The organism is Vibrio tritonius (genome assembly GCF_001547935.1).
GTDB lineage: Bacteria > Pseudomonadota > Gammaproteobacteria > Enterobacterales > Vibrionaceae > Vibrio > Vibrio tritonius.
Map to the genome: position 1 here is coordinate 3090767 of NZ_AP014635.1, position 14089 is coordinate 3104855.

Below are 14089 nucleotides of genomic sequence, written 5' to 3' on the forward strand. Positions count from 1 at the left end.
ATGTTAAAACGTTTCATTACGTTGGGATTGATGGGGCTGTTAAGCGTCATATCATTTGGCACATTCGCTAACACAGATCCAATTACTTTAGACTGGCTCGACCTTATTCCTCAATCAGAAAGAGCGCAATTTGACCAACAAGGAATGCCTCTACCTGATCACTCGGGAAGTGCTCAAGTTAATCAATCAAAAGTTGGTCATGTGCGACCAGAATTAAACGGTACGTTGGTTAAAATTCCTGGGTTCGTTATTCCTCTGGAAGGTGACGAAAATAAAATCACCGAATTTTTGCTGGTTCCCTACTTTGGTGCCTGTATCCATGTGCCACCACCGCCACCGAACCAAATCATTTACGTTCGCTTTCCTGAAGGCGCTCCGGTACAAGAACTCTGGGATGTGGTTTACATAACAGGCAAATTGAAAACGGAAACAATAAGCTTAGATTTGGCTGAGACTGCATACGCTTTAGAGGGAATGGCTATCTCTGCATACGAGGATGAAGAGGGTTAAAATAGGCAAAGCGCCTATCATGTTACAAATTTGTTACGCCAAAAATGTGGATAAATAAACTAAGACAACCACATAAGCTGCCACAAGAATACCGACTGATAGGTGCTTTTTCATTCTGATAGCTTTGATATTTTTCATTTTAACCACCTCAGATAATGAAACAATTTTAACAAATTGTTATCATCTTTGATAGTGTAATTTTGTGCACTTAGCTCCAGAGTTTCACTAGCCCCCGCTAACATAAACGGGTACATTTTACTGTATGGATAAAATGTCATCGTTTTTAGGGAAACCATGTCAGAACCTAATCAGCCCGTCGTGATTGAGCACAATGCAGACCATGCTAACCATCACGAAAAAAAGAGTACCTACGTTAAAGACAGTGCCAGTCGCATTTTGACTATTGCCCAACAGCAAGGGCTCGACGCACTGCTACAAACAGAAAAACCCAAACACAATCCCTATGAACGGGCGCTCAAACGCGAGCGTACACGTCGCGAGGTTCGCCAAAAAAACTTAGAACAAATCATTAAGTTGGCTCATGTATCATGCCACAATGAAACGGCTGGTGATCCAGACCAAGATTGGCTATATCGATTTTTCGATATGGCACAAGATATCCATAACTCTTCAATGCAGCGCTTATGGGCACAAGTTCTCAAAAGGGAAGTAACCAATCCTGGCTTTACGTCGATGAAAGCACTGAAGGTACTACAGGACATGACACCCAAGGAGGCGCAAATTCTGCAACGCGCCGCGGCTTTATCATGCAGCTTTGGCAGTGACCATAGTTTGAAGTTACTATTTGGTCTCAAAGCACAAAATGGCAGTCTATTTCGTTTAGGAAAGCGCGATAGCACCACAGCCATTAATATCGGTAATTTTAATCTGCCCTACTCGAGTTTATTAGTATTGATTGAATTGGGATTGCTGCATGCGACCGAATTGGAATCGGGAGAGATAGAACTCGACCCACCTTTAGCACTTAGCTACCAGGGGAAAAACCTCTCTTTGCAAACCACGTCTAAAGGCGTGCGATTACTCTATTACCGTTTTAGCCCTACCGGCAATGAGCTGTGCCGTTTGTTAGGCAATAAACTCAATAACGCCTATTATGACCAATTAATCGCATTATTGAGTTTAAAGTTTACTGTACAGAGTGACGTTCAATCTACTTTTCATCACGCGGTATAATAAAAAACCACCAGCACAAACTGGTGGTTTTTATATTGATTTCTATTCGATAGTTATTGACGAATAATGCCTCGTTCGTTGAGTGCGATAAGACACTGCGCAACCAATTCATCAATACTGGCATCACCCGCGGGTAGATCAATTTCAGGCTCGAGCGGCGCTTCATACGCAGAGTCGATTCCCGTGAAATTGGCAATTTCTCCAGCGCGCGCTTTTTTGTATAACCCCTTAGGATCACGTGACTCACATACATCAAGAGACGTATTCACATACACTTCAATAAATTCGCCGTCGGGCATCATGTCGCGTACTTGTTGGCGCTCAACTCGATGTGGTGAAATAAAGGCGGTCAATACAATCAGGCCAGCGTCGGCCATCAACTTAGATAGCTCACCAATACGCCGAATATTTTCCCGACGATCTTGTTCTGAAAAACCAAGATCACTGCAAAGTCCATGGCGTACATTGTCACCATCAAGCAGATAAGTGTGATAGCCCAATTGAGCTAAACGCGTCTCTAACGCCCCTGCGATGGTTGATTTTCCTGCACCTGACAGTCCAGTAAACCATAAAACGGCTGGCTTTTGGTGCTTCAACTCTGCTCGTAAGTGTTTATCAACCGCATGCTGATGCCACACGATGTTCTCATCTTTCACACTTGGTGCGGAGCTCATAATGTCATCCCTCTACAGATTAAAATGGAAAAAAGACCGGAATCAGTGCGATGACTAAGGTGGAATACACCAGTGAAATCGGAATTCCGATACGCACATAATCTCGAAGTTTGTAATTCCCTACGCTATAAACCAATAAATTAGTCTGATATCCGTAAGGAGAAATAAAGCTAGCGCTCGCGCCAAACAGTACAGCCATAATAAATGGCATAGGATCAACTCCATAACCAACCGCCATGCTATAGCCAATCGGAAAGGATAAAGCAGCAGCCGCATTGTTGGTGATCAACTCTGTTAAAACGAGAGTAATTAAGTAAGTTGCCACCATAGCGCCAAAAGCACCCCAGCCATTAAATGCATGGATAAAAAGGTCGCCCATACGCTGAGATAACCCAGTCGAAATCATAAGCTGTGCAATGGACAGAGCCGAGCCAACAATAGCAACGATATCGATTGGAAAGCGGCGACGAACTTCACCAATGTGTAGGACTCCACTAGCCAATAATACGATCAGATAAATAGCGAGCCCTTTGATTATGGGTAGTACATTGAGTAATCCAGCCACGATCACGGCTAAAAACCCAACCAATACAAACAGTGATTTGATGCTATCGAGACGAGCGCTGGTATCAAGATCATTGATCAAAACAAATTCACGGCTGTTCTTACTACGCTGATCTTCAAAGCGTTTGCCGGGAACCAGAACTAATGTATCACCAGCGGTCAAAACAACGTTGCCCAGACCACCATCTAAACGCTCATGCCCACGGCGAATAGCCACTACCACTGCATCAAACTTTTCACGAAAGTGACTCGACTTTAAAGTTTTATCGCAAATGCTCGCTGATGAACTGATCACAACTTCAACAAAGTTTTGACCATTCAATTCCTGTTGTCCAAACAGCGTCAACCCCGGAATCTCTTGCAATGTAGACACACTCTCTACATCACCACAAAACAACAATCGATCATGTGCTTCTAAAACAAAATCAGGCTCCACAGAAGGGTGACTTTCTCCATGACGAACCACTTCCGCCAGATAAAGCTTACGTAGTGCACGCAAATTATTTTCAGCAACACTGCGCCCCACCAGCGTTGAGTTGGGGTCCACAATCGCTTCGAGGAAGTAGGGCAAATCATCCTGAGTTTGCTCGTCCGTATTCGGCAAAAAGTAACTCAGTGGAATCATGATCAGCACGCATGCAACGAGTACTGCAAGCCCTATCATGGTTGGAGCAAAAAAGTTAAGCCCAGGTAAACCAGCATCCTCAACAAAGCTGTTAATAATCAGGTTAGTAGATGTTCCGATAAGCGTTAAAGTACCGCCGAAAATCGCAGCATAAGAAAGCGGAATTAACAGTTTAGAAGGTGCATGTTGTTGATTACGCTTTACCGCACCAATTAGAGAAACAACCACCGCCGTATTATTGGTAAATGACGATAGAAAAGCCGTTGATAAACCTAGTTTCGCAATCACAGTGCCTAGATGGCCTTTTGAAATACTACGACTCACCCAACTGATAAGACGCGTTTTTTCCAATGCTATTGAAACAAGCATCAGTAGCACTAACGTCACCAAAGAAGAGTTAGTAAAATTGGCCGCTAACGTAGTAACATCCATCAAACCCGATAGGTAAGCGACAACTGCGGCACCTGAAAAAATAATACTGGGCTTAATTCTCGACAGCAATAAGCACGCGATAATCATAACCAGAATAGCTAAAACCAGACCCTGTTCCCACATACCGCGTCCTTATGACGAGGGAGCGAGCGCTCCCTCCCGATATTACTTAATCAGTTGACTAAGATCTTTGGCACCCCAGTGAGGGAAGTGCTTACGAACTAATGCGTTTAGCTCCAATTCAAAGGCACTAAACTGACCTGCATCGACAGCTACTTTATGTAAACTCTCACGCACCATACCAGCACCAACGGTAACATTCGTTAAACGGTCGATAATGATAAAACCACCGGTATCTGCACAATCGAGATACTGATCAAGCGCAACAGTTTCATTAAATGCCCATTCACACAAACCAATACCATTGAGTGGTAAAGAGCTACTAGAAAACGTATCTAACGTGTTGATATCGTATTGATAACGTACAGACTCAATGTGACCAACCGTTTTCTTACCTGCAATCTTGATGTCGTAATCACGATTTGCTGCCAGAGGCTCATCCGTCATCCACACCACATCTGCAAGCAAATGGTTAGTTTGTGCAACATCCGCCTGTTGATGAACAATTAAGTCACCACGACTAATATCAATTTCATCCGCAAGCGTTAGCGTTACAGCCAATCCTGCTTGAGCACTTGGTAAGTCACCATCAAAGGTCACAATGCGCGCAATAGTAGATTCTTTACCTGATGGCAACACTTTAATCTTGTCACCAACAGCAATAGAACCAGAGGAGATCGTGCCAGCAAAACCGCGGAAATCGAGATTGGGACGATTCACGTATTGCACAGGGAAACGGAACTCTTGATTGCCTTTTGGCGCATCCACATTGACGTCTTCCAGAAGCTCAAGCAAAGTTGGGCCTTCGTACCATGTCATATTGGCACTGCGATCCACCACGTGATCACCTTCTAACGCCGAAATGGGAATAATACTAATATCCGTTGAACCACGTAGATGCTCAGAAAACTCTAGATATTGCTGTTTGATCTCTTCAAAACGAGCTTGTGAATAATCAACAAGGTCCATCTTGTTCACTGCAACAACAAAGTGCTTGATTCCAAGAAGGTTTGAAATAAATGAGTGACGACGAGTCTGATCCAACACGCCCTTACGACCATCGATCAAAATAACCGCAACATCACACGTTGACGCCCCTGTCGCCATATTACGGGTGTATTGCTCATGTCCTGGAGTATCGGCAATGATGAACTTACGTTTCTTGGTTGAGAAGTAACGATAAGCCACATCGATAGTGATGCCCTGCTCACGCTCGGCCTGTAGACCATCCACTAACAAGGCAAGGTCAGGACGATCGCCGGTAGTCCCTACACGTTGGCTATCGGAACGAACTGCAGCCAATTGATCTTCATAAATCTGTTTAGAGTCATGGAGCAAACGACCAATTAGCGTACTTTTACCATCATCTACGGATCCACAGGTAAGGAAGCGCAGTAATGATTTGTGTTGGTGTTGATTGAGGTAACCTTCAATACCTAGCTCAGCGAGTTGAGCTTGAACTGCATTATTCATTCTCTATTCCTTAGATCCTTAGAAGTAACCTTGACGTTTTTTCAATTCCATCGATCCCGACTGATCGTGGTCGATCGCGCGTCCTTGTCGTTCACTTGACGTTGTGACCAACATTTCTTCGATGATTTCTGGCAACGTTTGCGCTTTCGACTCAACAGCACCAGTCAATGGGTAACAACCTAGAGTACGGAAACGAACGCTCTTATGTTGCAACTCTTCACCAGGAAGCAGTTCCAAACGGTCATCATCTTTCATGATAATCATGCCATCACGCTCAACCACTGGACGAACAGCAGAGTAGTAAAGAGGAACGATTTCAATCCCTTCTAGATAGATGTATTGCCAGATATCCAGTTCAGTCCAGTTAGAGAGCGGGAAAACACGAATGCTTTCGCCTTTGTTGATTTGGCCGTTATACGTGTGCCAAAGCTCTGGACGCTGGTTCTTCGGATCCCAGGTGTGGTTTTTGTCACGAAAAGAGTAAACACGCTCTTTCGCCCGTGACTTTTCTTCGTCACGACGAGCGCCACCAAACGCAGCATCAAAACCGTATTTGTTCAACGCTTGCTTTAAACCTTGGGTTTTCATTACATCGGTGTGTTTTGAACCATTTTCGAATGGACTGATATTCATGGCTAACCCTTCCGGGTTTTTATGTACGATCAGATCCAAGTCGTATTTCTTCGCCGTCTCATCACGAAACTTGATCATCTCTTGGAATTTCCAGTTGGTATCCACATGCAGAAGTGGAAATGGAAGCTTCCCTGGATAAAAGGCTTTACGCGCTAGGTGCAACATGACAGAAGAATCTTTACCAATCGAATACATCATCACTGGATTGGAAAATTCCGCTGCCACTTCACGGATGATATGGATGCTTTCAGCCTCAAGTTTTTTCAAATGAGTTAAGCGTTGTTGATCCATCTTATTGCTTCCTTTTAGTTTGCCGATGGGCTTGGCCCTTTGACTCTTGCAATATGAGTAATGTCTTTAAGCGTATTGGAATTGAGCTTCTGTCTGAGCTTCTATCTGAGTGTCTTGCCCGAACCATTGCAGCTTATCCGCCAGAGAAACCACCTCACCAACCACAATCAGCGCTGGCGATTCTGCCTGCTTTGCTAATTGCGCCAGTTGCGCAAGCTCTCCTCGGTACACCTTCTGCGCCGCTTGCGTACCACGTTCGATAATGGCTATCGGTGTGGATGCTTTACGACCATGAAGAATCAACTGCTCAGCTATCTCTTGCGACTTCATTAATCCCATATAGATAACCAAGGTTTGATTGCCACGAGCTAGGGTTGACCAATCCACATCCTGCGATTCTAACTTGCTGTGTCCTGTCACAAATAAAGCGGACTGAGCAAAATCCCTGTGGGTAAGCGGAATACCAGCATAAGCCGTAGCCCCAGCCGCCGCAGTAATGCCCGGAACGACGTGAAAACGAACTCCTGCATCAAACAGCACTTCAAGCTCTTCTCCACCACGACCGAACATAAAGGGATCGCCACCTTTGATGCGTACCACTCGATGTCCTTGCTTGGCAAAATCCACCAAGAGCTGGTTGGTTTTATCTTGAGGAACGCTATGATGACCAGCGCGTTTACCAACGCACACTAAAATCACATCACTTGGAATCAAGGACATAATTTCATCTGAGACTAAGTAGTCGTACAACACCACATCTGCTTGCTGCAAAAAGTTGAGCGCTTTTACCGTCAGCAATTCTGGGTCACCTGGACCTGCACCAACCAATGCCACTTCACCCGCGCGTAATTGGCTTGGTGATAATCGGCTAACCGCTTGGCTTAATACACCCGTTTCAATTGAAACTAATCTAGGCGCCTTGTTTACTGATGAGGACACGTCTACAACGTCGGCCATCTTTGTCATCCCTTACTCAATTCATGTTTCGCATTATGATGAGTCGAATTTATTACCGGAAATTCTATAATTTCATTTTTTATTCGAAAAATTGATAAGAGATTGGCACAGTTGAAGCATTAGGGTGGTGTATTTGTAGCCAAGTCATTGTTCCACAAGGGATGATGCCTAAGCATTGAGGTGCGTAATATCACAATTTGCTGGGCACTTAACTCTTTGTTTCTTGCAAATTTGTTATCGTGATAGAGTTTTTACTCTCATAAATAGGGATGGAATAGGAAATGGCAGTGGCACTTAAACCTCTTTCTGTCGCGGTATTGTGTGGACTTTTGTCTATCTCAAGTACAGCGATGGCCGACACGCTTAAACTTCGTATTATTGAAACCACTGATATCCATGCAAACGTAATGGATTACGATTATTACAAAGATAAACCTTCAGAAAAAATTGGCCTCGATCGCGCTGCGACTGTCGCTAAAAATGCACGAAATGAAGTTAAGAACGCGCTTTTTATTGATAACGGAGATTTAATCCAAGGCAGCCCGATGGGTGACTACATGGCGGCTAAAGGCATCAAGCCCGGTGAAATCCACCCCGTGTATAAAGCGATGAATACGCTACCTTATGAAGTGGGTAATTTTGGCAATCATGAATTTAATTACGGCATCGACTTTCTTAAAGAGAGCATCAATGATGCTAAATTTCCTTACATCAATGCCAATATTTACGATGCGAAAACAGGCAAACACTTTTTTACCCCTTACCTGATTCGCACCTACCGTTTACAAGATACCGACGGCCAAATGCAGACACTTAAAGTCGGCTACATCGGTTTCGCACCACCACAAATCATGGTGTGGGATAAGAAAAATCTCGCAGGGAAAGTAGTGGTCAAAGATATTAAAGAGACCGCTGAACAGCTCATTCCTGAAATGAAAGCGAAAGGCGCAGATGTGATTGTCGCCATTCCCCACTCTGGTCTATCAACTGATCCATACAAGGTTGGCGCTGAAAACTCGGTTTATTACCTCTCTACCGTAAAAGGAATTGACGCCATCGCTTTTGGTCATGCGCATGCCGTCTTCCCAGGTAAAGGTTTTGAACATTTACCCAATATTGATGACACAAAGGGCACAATTAACGGTGTTGCATCGGTGATGCCGGGTCGCTGGGGTAGCCATGTGGGCGTTATCGATCTAACGTTATCAAAACAACATGGGCAATGGAACGTTATCGATGGTCGTTCACAAGCCCGCCCCATTTTTGATAGTGCCAATAACCGCTCACTTGCTGAACCCGATCCTGCCATTGTTAAAGCACTTGCCGCAGACCATGCAGCCACTCGTCAATTTGTAAACCAACCCATCGGCAAAGCAAATGATGTGATGTACAGCTATTTGGCTCTGGAACAAGATGATCCTACCATTCAGATCGTGAACTTGGCACAAACCGATTATGTGAAACAGTTTATCCAAGGTGATCCGGATCTCGACGGCTTACCGGTATTATCGGCAGCCGCTCCGTTTAAAGTGGGGGGACGTAAAAATGATCCATCCAACTACACCGAAGTCGAAGCGGGTCAGCTCTCGTTTCGTAACGCAGCGGATCTTTATCTCTACCCAAATACTCTGGTTGCTTTAAAAGTCACGGGGCAACAAGTCAAAGATTGGCTTGAATGTTCTGCCGGTCAATTTAATCAAATTGACCCCAATACCACCAAACCACAATCGTTGATCAACTGGGATGGCTTTAGAACGTATAACTTTGATGTGATGGACGGGATCAAATATCAGATCGATGTTACTCAACCTGCAAAATTTGATGGTGAATGTCAGCCATTACATCCCGATTCATCTCGAATCGTTAACCTGACCTATCAAGGTAAACCAATTAATCCGAAGCAACATTTCATCGTCGCGACGAATAACTACCGTGCTTATGGTGAAAAATTTGCTGGCACTGGCGCTCAATACGTTGCCTTTGATGCCCCTGATGAAAACCGTACCGTTGTGGCTAACTATATCTCTCGAGTCAGTAAAGAGCAGGGAGAAATCACGCCAAGTGCGGATAATAATTGGTCATTTGCACCAATAGCGAGCCACACTAAACTGGATATCCGCTTTGAAACCTCGCCAAGTGACAAAGCCACACAGTTTATTCAGCAGAAAAAACAGTATCCGATGACCAAAGTGGGTCTCGATGATAATGGTTTTGCTATCTATCGTATCGACTTACAAAAAGAGTGATCGATTATTCTTAACCCATTAGTATGTGCCGTTACCTAATCCGTAACGGCATTTTTATGAGGAATTTCTGATGCTTGAACAGCCATTTTTTGATTACTTAACCCAGCATGGATTTACGACCATTGATGCCAGGACGTTATGTGATATTGGAAAAGTCATTGAGCTGCCCACTAGGCATATTCTTCACCATCAAGGAGAACATCCCGAATCGCTGTATTGGCTAAACTCCGGGCTATGCCATAGCAGTTATCTCACCGATGATCAGCAAGAGGTCACCAAAGAACTTATCTACGAGCAAGAGTGGATTATTCCTTGTGAAAGTATGGTATTGGATGAACCGATCGACTGTTTGGTTGAATCATTGACAGAAATTCAACTGATTGAAATTCCGCTTGCGATGGTAGCCAACTGGCGAAAAGAGTCCCCTCACCTCTATCTGCAATTGTTGGAGCTTTACAGTGTCCAGCAAGCACAAAAACAACGTTTTAACTGTCTTTTTAGTGCACACGAGCGCTGGCAACTCTTTCAACAACACTTTGCTCATCTGTGTGATAAAGTTCCTCATGAGCTGTTACGCCGATACCTTGGTTAACGGCAAGCGATAAACCCAAACAAGGTCCGACACGTTAGTTGTAGGGATGATAGCGAGAGACAAAAACCAGATGGAAGCAACAAACACAAATATCGAATGGCAGTGCTTGAGCTTTGAACAGCTAACCACTCATCAGCTTTACGACATTCTCCGTTTACGCGTTGATGTCTTTATCGTAGAACAAAACTGTCCATATCATGAATTGGATAACAAAGACCGCCATCCAGAAGTCAGACATCTACTAGGGATAAAAGATGGTGAAATTGTCGCCTACAGTCGTCTTTTAGCGCCAGAGGTCAGCTTTGCATCACCCAGTATTGGACGAGTCATTACGCTGGCACAAGCGCGAGGTAATGGTTTGGGACATCAATTAATGACACAGGCAATTCAACACACGAATCGATTGTGGCCAAATCAGCCAATAGAGATAGAAGCCCAAGCACATTTGCAGGTCTTTTATGAGCAACATGGGTTTGTAAAAGTATCTGAACCTTTCATGCTTGATAATATCCCGCATATAGAAATGATTCGTGACGCATAATCCCAGCGACGCTATTAGATAATGGCGACGATAGGTATAACAACGACGTAGAGAGTAAGTTTATCTTGCTCTCTTTAGTTACTGCGGCCAAACGATCCATCAGACATTCGTAAAAACATCACTGACTGATCGCCTTTTTCCAACTGTAAGATGTCAAGATCGCCCTTGGTCGTCATTTTATAACGAATCAACTGCCCCGCTTTTATATGACTCAGGGGCTTATCACCACCCTCTATACGAACCAGAGCATTTAGGTCAGCCATAGGGATTGAATTGGAGCGAAACACTTCAGCTAATGTATCACCACTTTTAACTATATATTGGTGCCACATCTTTGATTGAGGCGCTTTATTCTCTTCACTCAATTGGCTACTAAGACCAACTCGATTCACGTTAACTGATATGCGTTGTTCGGTCGACGGTTCCTCATTAACGAACGTTGGCATGGGAACCACCATCAAAAGCAACTCTAGAGGGATAAGCACAGACAAAACCCGACGATGTAATTTGGGCAATCCTAGCCACAACGCTTTGGTGTTACACCAAACAACACGCCAATCCACTTGCTCGATGCGCTCTTTAATGGTTAGCCAGTAATCTGTTTCTTGCTTTTTCTTCTTGCGACGATTCATGGTAAGTATCCACTGCTCAAACAGTTACAGTATAAAAATTCACATGCCTAGAGTATAGAGGTCGACTACAGTAAAACGTAACCTTGACAATATCTTGTATTTTTCTCAACCAGATACTGAGGTTGCTCACACCTTAACACCTTTTCGAGCGGATTTCCCGCCAGCCGTTTCATCCTAAGCGTGAACCTGCTATGCTTTCGCCTTTATCCAACTAAGACAAAGAGTGATATTTATGTCTGAAGTGAAATTTGAAACTGTAGAGCAAAAAGCAAGCTACGGTATTGGTCTACAAATGGGCCAACAACTTGCAGGTAGTGGTCTAGAAGGCCTAAACGTTGACGCCATCGCAGCAGGTATTGCTACTGCATTGGTTGGTGACATGCCAGCAATCGAAATCGATGAAATCAACAACGCATTACAAGCTCTTCACCAACGTGCAGAAGAAACTCGTCGTGAAGCTGCAAAAGCTGCTGCATCAGAAGGCGAAAGCTTCCTGAAAGACAACGCTCTTCGTTCAGAAGTAACGGTTCTTGAGTCTGGCCTTCAATACGAAGTACTGACTGAAGGTACTGGTGAAATCCCAACTGCAGACAAGTCTGTTCGTGTTCACTACCACGGTGAACTTGTAGACGGTACCGTATTTGATAGCTCAGTACGTCGCGGTCAACCAGCTGAATTCCCAGTAACTGGCGTAATCAAAGGCTGGGTTGAAGCACTTCAACTAATGCCTGTTGGCTCTAAATGGAAACTGTACGTACCACAAGATCTTGCTTACGGCGAGCGTGGTGCTGGTGCAGCAATCCCTCCATTTGCAGCTCTTGTATTCGAAGTAGAACTACTAGATATCCTATAATTCTATATCAAACTTAATTGCTTAACGGTGCCCTATGGCGCCGTTTTTTTATTCTGAAGAAATATCAATTGTGGTAATTAAGCGGTGAGTGATGGCAGGAAACCAGCAAAGAATGCCGCATAGATTGCAGTAAAATAGTGCTTCTAATTGCAAAGTCTCAAAACGAAGTTATCACTGCTTTTAGCCGCAAGAATGATCAAATAATGACGGTAATGGCTATACCCAAATGACCTCAAGATGCAGACTTCAGAGCTTCATCAACGAGTACAGGCCCCAAATAACAGACGAAAAAAAACCGGACATAAATGCCCGGTTTTTTCATTTTCTCGAACTGATTACTCAGCAGCAGCTTCTGCTTCTGGGCGATCTACAAGCTCAATGTATGCCATTGGAGCTTTATCACCAGCACGGAAACCACACTTAAGAATACGAGTGTAGCCACCTTGACGTGCTGCGAAACGTGGACCTAGTTCGTTAAATAGTTTTGCTACAACTTCGTTATCACGAGTGCGAGCAAATGCTAGACGACGGTTTGCAACGCTGTCAGTCTTAGCTAGTGTAATCAAAGGCTCAACTACGCGACGTAGCTCTTTTGCTTTTGGTAAAGTTGTCTTGATAACTTCATGACGTACCAGAGAGCTAGCCATGTTGCTAAACATCGCTTTGCGATGTGAGCTGTTGCGGTTGAGTTGACGACCACTCTTACGATGGCGCATGACCTAATCCTTCTAACTAGTATCGATTAATCTTCTGCAATTGACGCTGGTGGCCAGTTTTCTAGGCGCATACCCAGAGACAAACCACGCGATGCAAGAACGTCTTTAATCTCTGTAAGAGATTTTTTACCTAAGTTTGGCGTTTTAAGAAGCTCAACTTCAGTACGTTGCACCAGATCACCGATGTAGTGAATCGCTTCTGCTTTCAAACAGTTAGCAGAGCGAACTGTTAGTTCAAGATCGTCTACAGGACGCAGTAGGATAGGATCGAATTCTGGTTTCTCTTCTTTCTCCTCAGGAACTCGTACATCACGAAGATCTACGAATGCATCCAATTGTTCAGCAAGAATAGTTGCTGCACGACGGATAGCTTCCTCAGGTTCAAGAGTGCCATTCGTTTCCATATCGATAACTAGCTTGTCCAGGTCTGTACGCTGTTCAACACGCGCTGCAGCAACTGAGTAGGCAATTTTGTCTACAGGGCTGAAGGTTGCATCGACTAGCAAACGGCCGATAGGACGCTCGTCTTCTTCGGTATGGATACGGGCAGACGCCGGAACATAACCGCGGCCACGTTGAACTTTGATACGCATTGCGATCTCAGCGTTATCATCGGTTAGATGACAAATAACGTGCTCAGGGTTTACGATCTCTACATCACCATCATGGGTGATGTCACCTGCAACCACAGGGCCCGAGCCTGATTTGTTTAGTGTAATGAACACTTCATCTTTGCCGTCAGCAACGCGAACAGCTAATCCCTTCAGGTTCAGTAGAATCTCAAGGATATCTTCCTGAACACCTTCTTTGGTGCTGTATTCGTGAAGTACGCCTTCAATCTCCGCTTCCGTGACTGCACAGCCAGGCATAGAAGATAGAAGAATTCGGCGAAGTGCATTACCCAGAGTATGGCCGAAACCACGCTCTAACGGCTCAAGAGTTACTTTTGCGTGTGTCGCGCTGATCTGTTCGATATCAACAAGACGTGGCTTAAGAAATTCTGTTACAGAACCCTGCATTGTGTCCTCTCTTTAGT

Annotated in this window: 14 protein-coding genes; 6 read left to right on the top strand and 8 right to left on the bottom strand. The window is 44.3% G+C overall.

Annotation, left to right across the window (positions count from 1 at the left end):
• Nucleotides 1-510 carry a DUF3299 domain-containing protein gene (locus JCM16456_RS13680; RefSeq protein ID WP_068715254.1) on the top strand — a complete coding sequence of 170 codons (510 nt, stop codon included), beginning with the start codon at nucleotides 1-3 and terminating at the stop codon, nucleotides 508-510.
• Between the two features lie 294 nt (nucleotides 511-804).
• Complete coding sequence (locus JCM16456_RS13685) at nucleotides 805-1704, top strand: TIGR03899 family protein (RefSeq protein WP_068715255.1); 900 nt, start codon at nucleotides 805-807, stop codon at nucleotides 1702-1704.
• Nucleotides 1705-1757: 53 nt separating this feature from the next.
• On the opposite strand, the gene cysC is transcribed toward JCM16456_RS13685, so the two are convergent.
• From cysC to cobA, 5 genes are read right to left on the bottom strand one after another with little or no spacing between them, the layout of a single operon-like run.
• Nucleotides 1758-2378, bottom strand: coding sequence for an adenylyl-sulfate kinase (gene cysC, locus JCM16456_RS13690; RefSeq protein WP_068715259.1), 621 nt, complete (start codon nucleotides 2376-2378; stop codon nucleotides 1758-1760).
• Nucleotides 2379-2397: 19 nt separating this feature from the next.
• Complete coding sequence (locus tag JCM16456_RS13695) at nucleotides 2398-4122, bottom strand: SLC13 family permease (RefSeq protein ID WP_068715261.1); 1725 nt, start codon at nucleotides 4120-4122, stop codon at nucleotides 2398-2400.
• A 42-nt stretch (nucleotides 4123-4164) separates the two neighbouring features.
• On the bottom strand, nucleotides 4165-5592 hold the full coding sequence (gene cysN, locus JCM16456_RS13700; RefSeq protein WP_068715263.1) for a sulfate adenylyltransferase subunit CysN: 1428 nt from the start codon (nucleotides 5590-5592) through the stop codon (nucleotides 4165-4167).
• A gap of 18 nt (nucleotides 5593-5610) precedes the next feature.
• Nucleotides 5611-6543 (bottom strand): sulfate adenylyltransferase subunit CysD, encoded by a 933-nt coding sequence (cysD, locus tag JCM16456_RS13705; protein ID WP_269450972.1) that lies wholly within the window; start codon nucleotides 6541-6543, stop codon nucleotides 5611-5613.
• A 39-nt stretch (nucleotides 6544-6582) separates the two neighbouring features.
• A complete protein-coding gene (gene cobA, locus JCM16456_RS13710; RefSeq protein ID WP_068715267.1) occupies nucleotides 6583-7473 on the bottom strand; it encodes a uroporphyrinogen-III C-methyltransferase in 891 nt (296 codons plus the stop codon).
• A 281-nt stretch (nucleotides 7474-7754) separates the two neighbouring features.
• Here cobA and cpdB point away from each other — a divergent pair, with 281 nt between their 5' ends.
• The 3 genes from cpdB (at nucleotide 7755) to JCM16456_RS13725 (ending at nucleotide 10852) form a co-directional block, all read left to right on the top strand.
• Nucleotides 7755-9719: a 2',3'-cyclic-nucleotide 2'-phosphodiesterase gene (cpdB, locus tag JCM16456_RS13715; protein ID WP_068715268.1), complete on the top strand. Its 1965-nt coding sequence runs from the start codon at nucleotides 7755-7757 to the stop codon at nucleotides 9717-9719.
• A 70-nt stretch (nucleotides 9720-9789) separates the two neighbouring features.
• Nucleotides 9790-10311 carry a Crp/Fnr family transcriptional regulator gene (locus JCM16456_RS13720; protein ID WP_068715270.1) on the top strand — a complete coding sequence of 174 codons (522 nt, stop codon included), beginning with the start codon at nucleotides 9790-9792 and terminating at the stop codon, nucleotides 10309-10311.
• A gap of 70 nt (nucleotides 10312-10381) precedes the next feature.
• The gene (locus JCM16456_RS13725; protein ID WP_068715272.1) at nucleotides 10382-10852 is read left to right on the top strand and encodes a GNAT family N-acetyltransferase; all 471 of its coding nucleotides are present in this window, start codon (nucleotides 10382-10384) and stop codon (nucleotides 10850-10852) included.
• Between the two features lie 74 nt (nucleotides 10853-10926).
• Here the strand turns inward: JCM16456_RS13725 and JCM16456_RS13730 are convergent, their stop codons facing one another.
• Nucleotides 10927-11484: a LysM-like peptidoglycan-binding domain-containing protein gene (locus JCM16456_RS13730; protein ID WP_068715274.1), complete on the bottom strand. Its 558-nt coding sequence runs from the start codon at nucleotides 11482-11484 to the stop codon at nucleotides 10927-10929.
• A 232-nt stretch (nucleotides 11485-11716) separates the two neighbouring features.
• Between JCM16456_RS13730 and JCM16456_RS13735 the strand changes: the two genes are divergently transcribed.
• Entirely contained in the window at nucleotides 11717-12337 is a 621-nt protein-coding gene (locus JCM16456_RS13735; RefSeq protein ID WP_068715276.1) for an FKBP-type peptidyl-prolyl cis-trans isomerase, read from the top strand.
• Nucleotides 12338-12672: 335 nt separating this feature from the next.
• On the opposite strand, the gene rplQ is transcribed toward JCM16456_RS13735, so the two are convergent.
• On the bottom strand, nucleotides 12673-13053 hold the full coding sequence (gene rplQ / locus JCM16456_RS13740) for a 50S ribosomal protein L17 (RefSeq protein ID WP_068715278.1): 381 nt from the start codon (nucleotides 13051-13053) through the stop codon (nucleotides 12673-12675).
• A gap of 26 nt (nucleotides 13054-13079) precedes the next feature.
• A complete protein-coding gene (locus JCM16456_RS13745; RefSeq protein ID WP_068715280.1) occupies nucleotides 13080-14072 on the bottom strand; it encodes a DNA-directed RNA polymerase subunit alpha in 993 nt (330 codons plus the stop codon).
• Nucleotides 14073-14089: the final 17 nt, after the last annotated feature.

What these genes read in the sequence shown, in the direction of transcription:
- JCM16456_RS13735 (WP_068715276.1), top strand. Translation starts at nt 11,717, where the DNA reads ATGTCTGAAGTGAAATTTGAAACTGTAGAGCAAAAAGCAAGCTACGGT.
- JCM16456_RS13680 (WP_068715254.1), top strand. Translation starts at nt 1, where the DNA reads ATGTTAAAACGTTTCATTACGTTGGGATTGATGGGGCTGTTAAGCGTC.
- JCM16456_RS13685 (WP_068715255.1), top strand. Translation starts at nt 805, where the DNA reads ATGTCAGAACCTAATCAGCCCGTCGTGATTGAGCACAATGCAGACCAT.
- cpdB (WP_068715268.1), top strand. Translation starts at nt 7,755, where the DNA reads ATGGCAGTGGCACTTAAACCTCTTTCTGTCGCGGTATTGTGTGGACTT.
- cysC (WP_068715259.1), bottom strand. Translation starts at nt 2,378, where the DNA reads ATGAGCTCCGCACCAAGTGTGAAAGATGAGAACATCGTGTGGCATCAG.
- cysN (WP_068715263.1), bottom strand. Translation starts at nt 5,592, where the DNA reads ATGAATAATGCAGTTCAAGCTCAACTCGCTGAGCTAGGTATTGAAGGT.
- JCM16456_RS13725 (WP_068715272.1), top strand. Translation starts at nt 10,382, where the DNA reads ATGGAAGCAACAAACACAAATATCGAATGGCAGTGCTTGAGCTTTGAA.
- JCM16456_RS13745 (WP_068715280.1), bottom strand. Translation starts at nt 14,072, where the DNA reads ATGCAGGGTTCTGTAACAGAATTTCTTAAGCCACGTCTTGTTGATATC.
- cobA (WP_068715267.1), bottom strand. Translation starts at nt 7,473, where the DNA reads ATGGCCGACGTTGTAGACGTGTCCTCATCAGTAAACAAGGCGCCTAGA.
- JCM16456_RS13730 (WP_068715274.1), bottom strand. Translation starts at nt 11,484, where the DNA reads ATGAATCGTCGCAAGAAGAAAAAGCAAGAAACAGATTACTGGCTAACC.
- rplQ (WP_068715278.1), bottom strand. Translation starts at nt 13,053, where the DNA reads ATGCGCCATCGTAAGAGTGGTCGTCAACTCAACCGCAACAGCTCACAT.
- JCM16456_RS13720 (WP_068715270.1), top strand. Translation starts at nt 9,790, where the DNA reads ATGCTTGAACAGCCATTTTTTGATTACTTAACCCAGCATGGATTTACG.
- JCM16456_RS13695 (WP_068715261.1), bottom strand. Translation starts at nt 4,122, where the DNA reads ATGTGGGAACAGGGTCTGGTTTTAGCTATTCTGGTTATGATTATCGCG.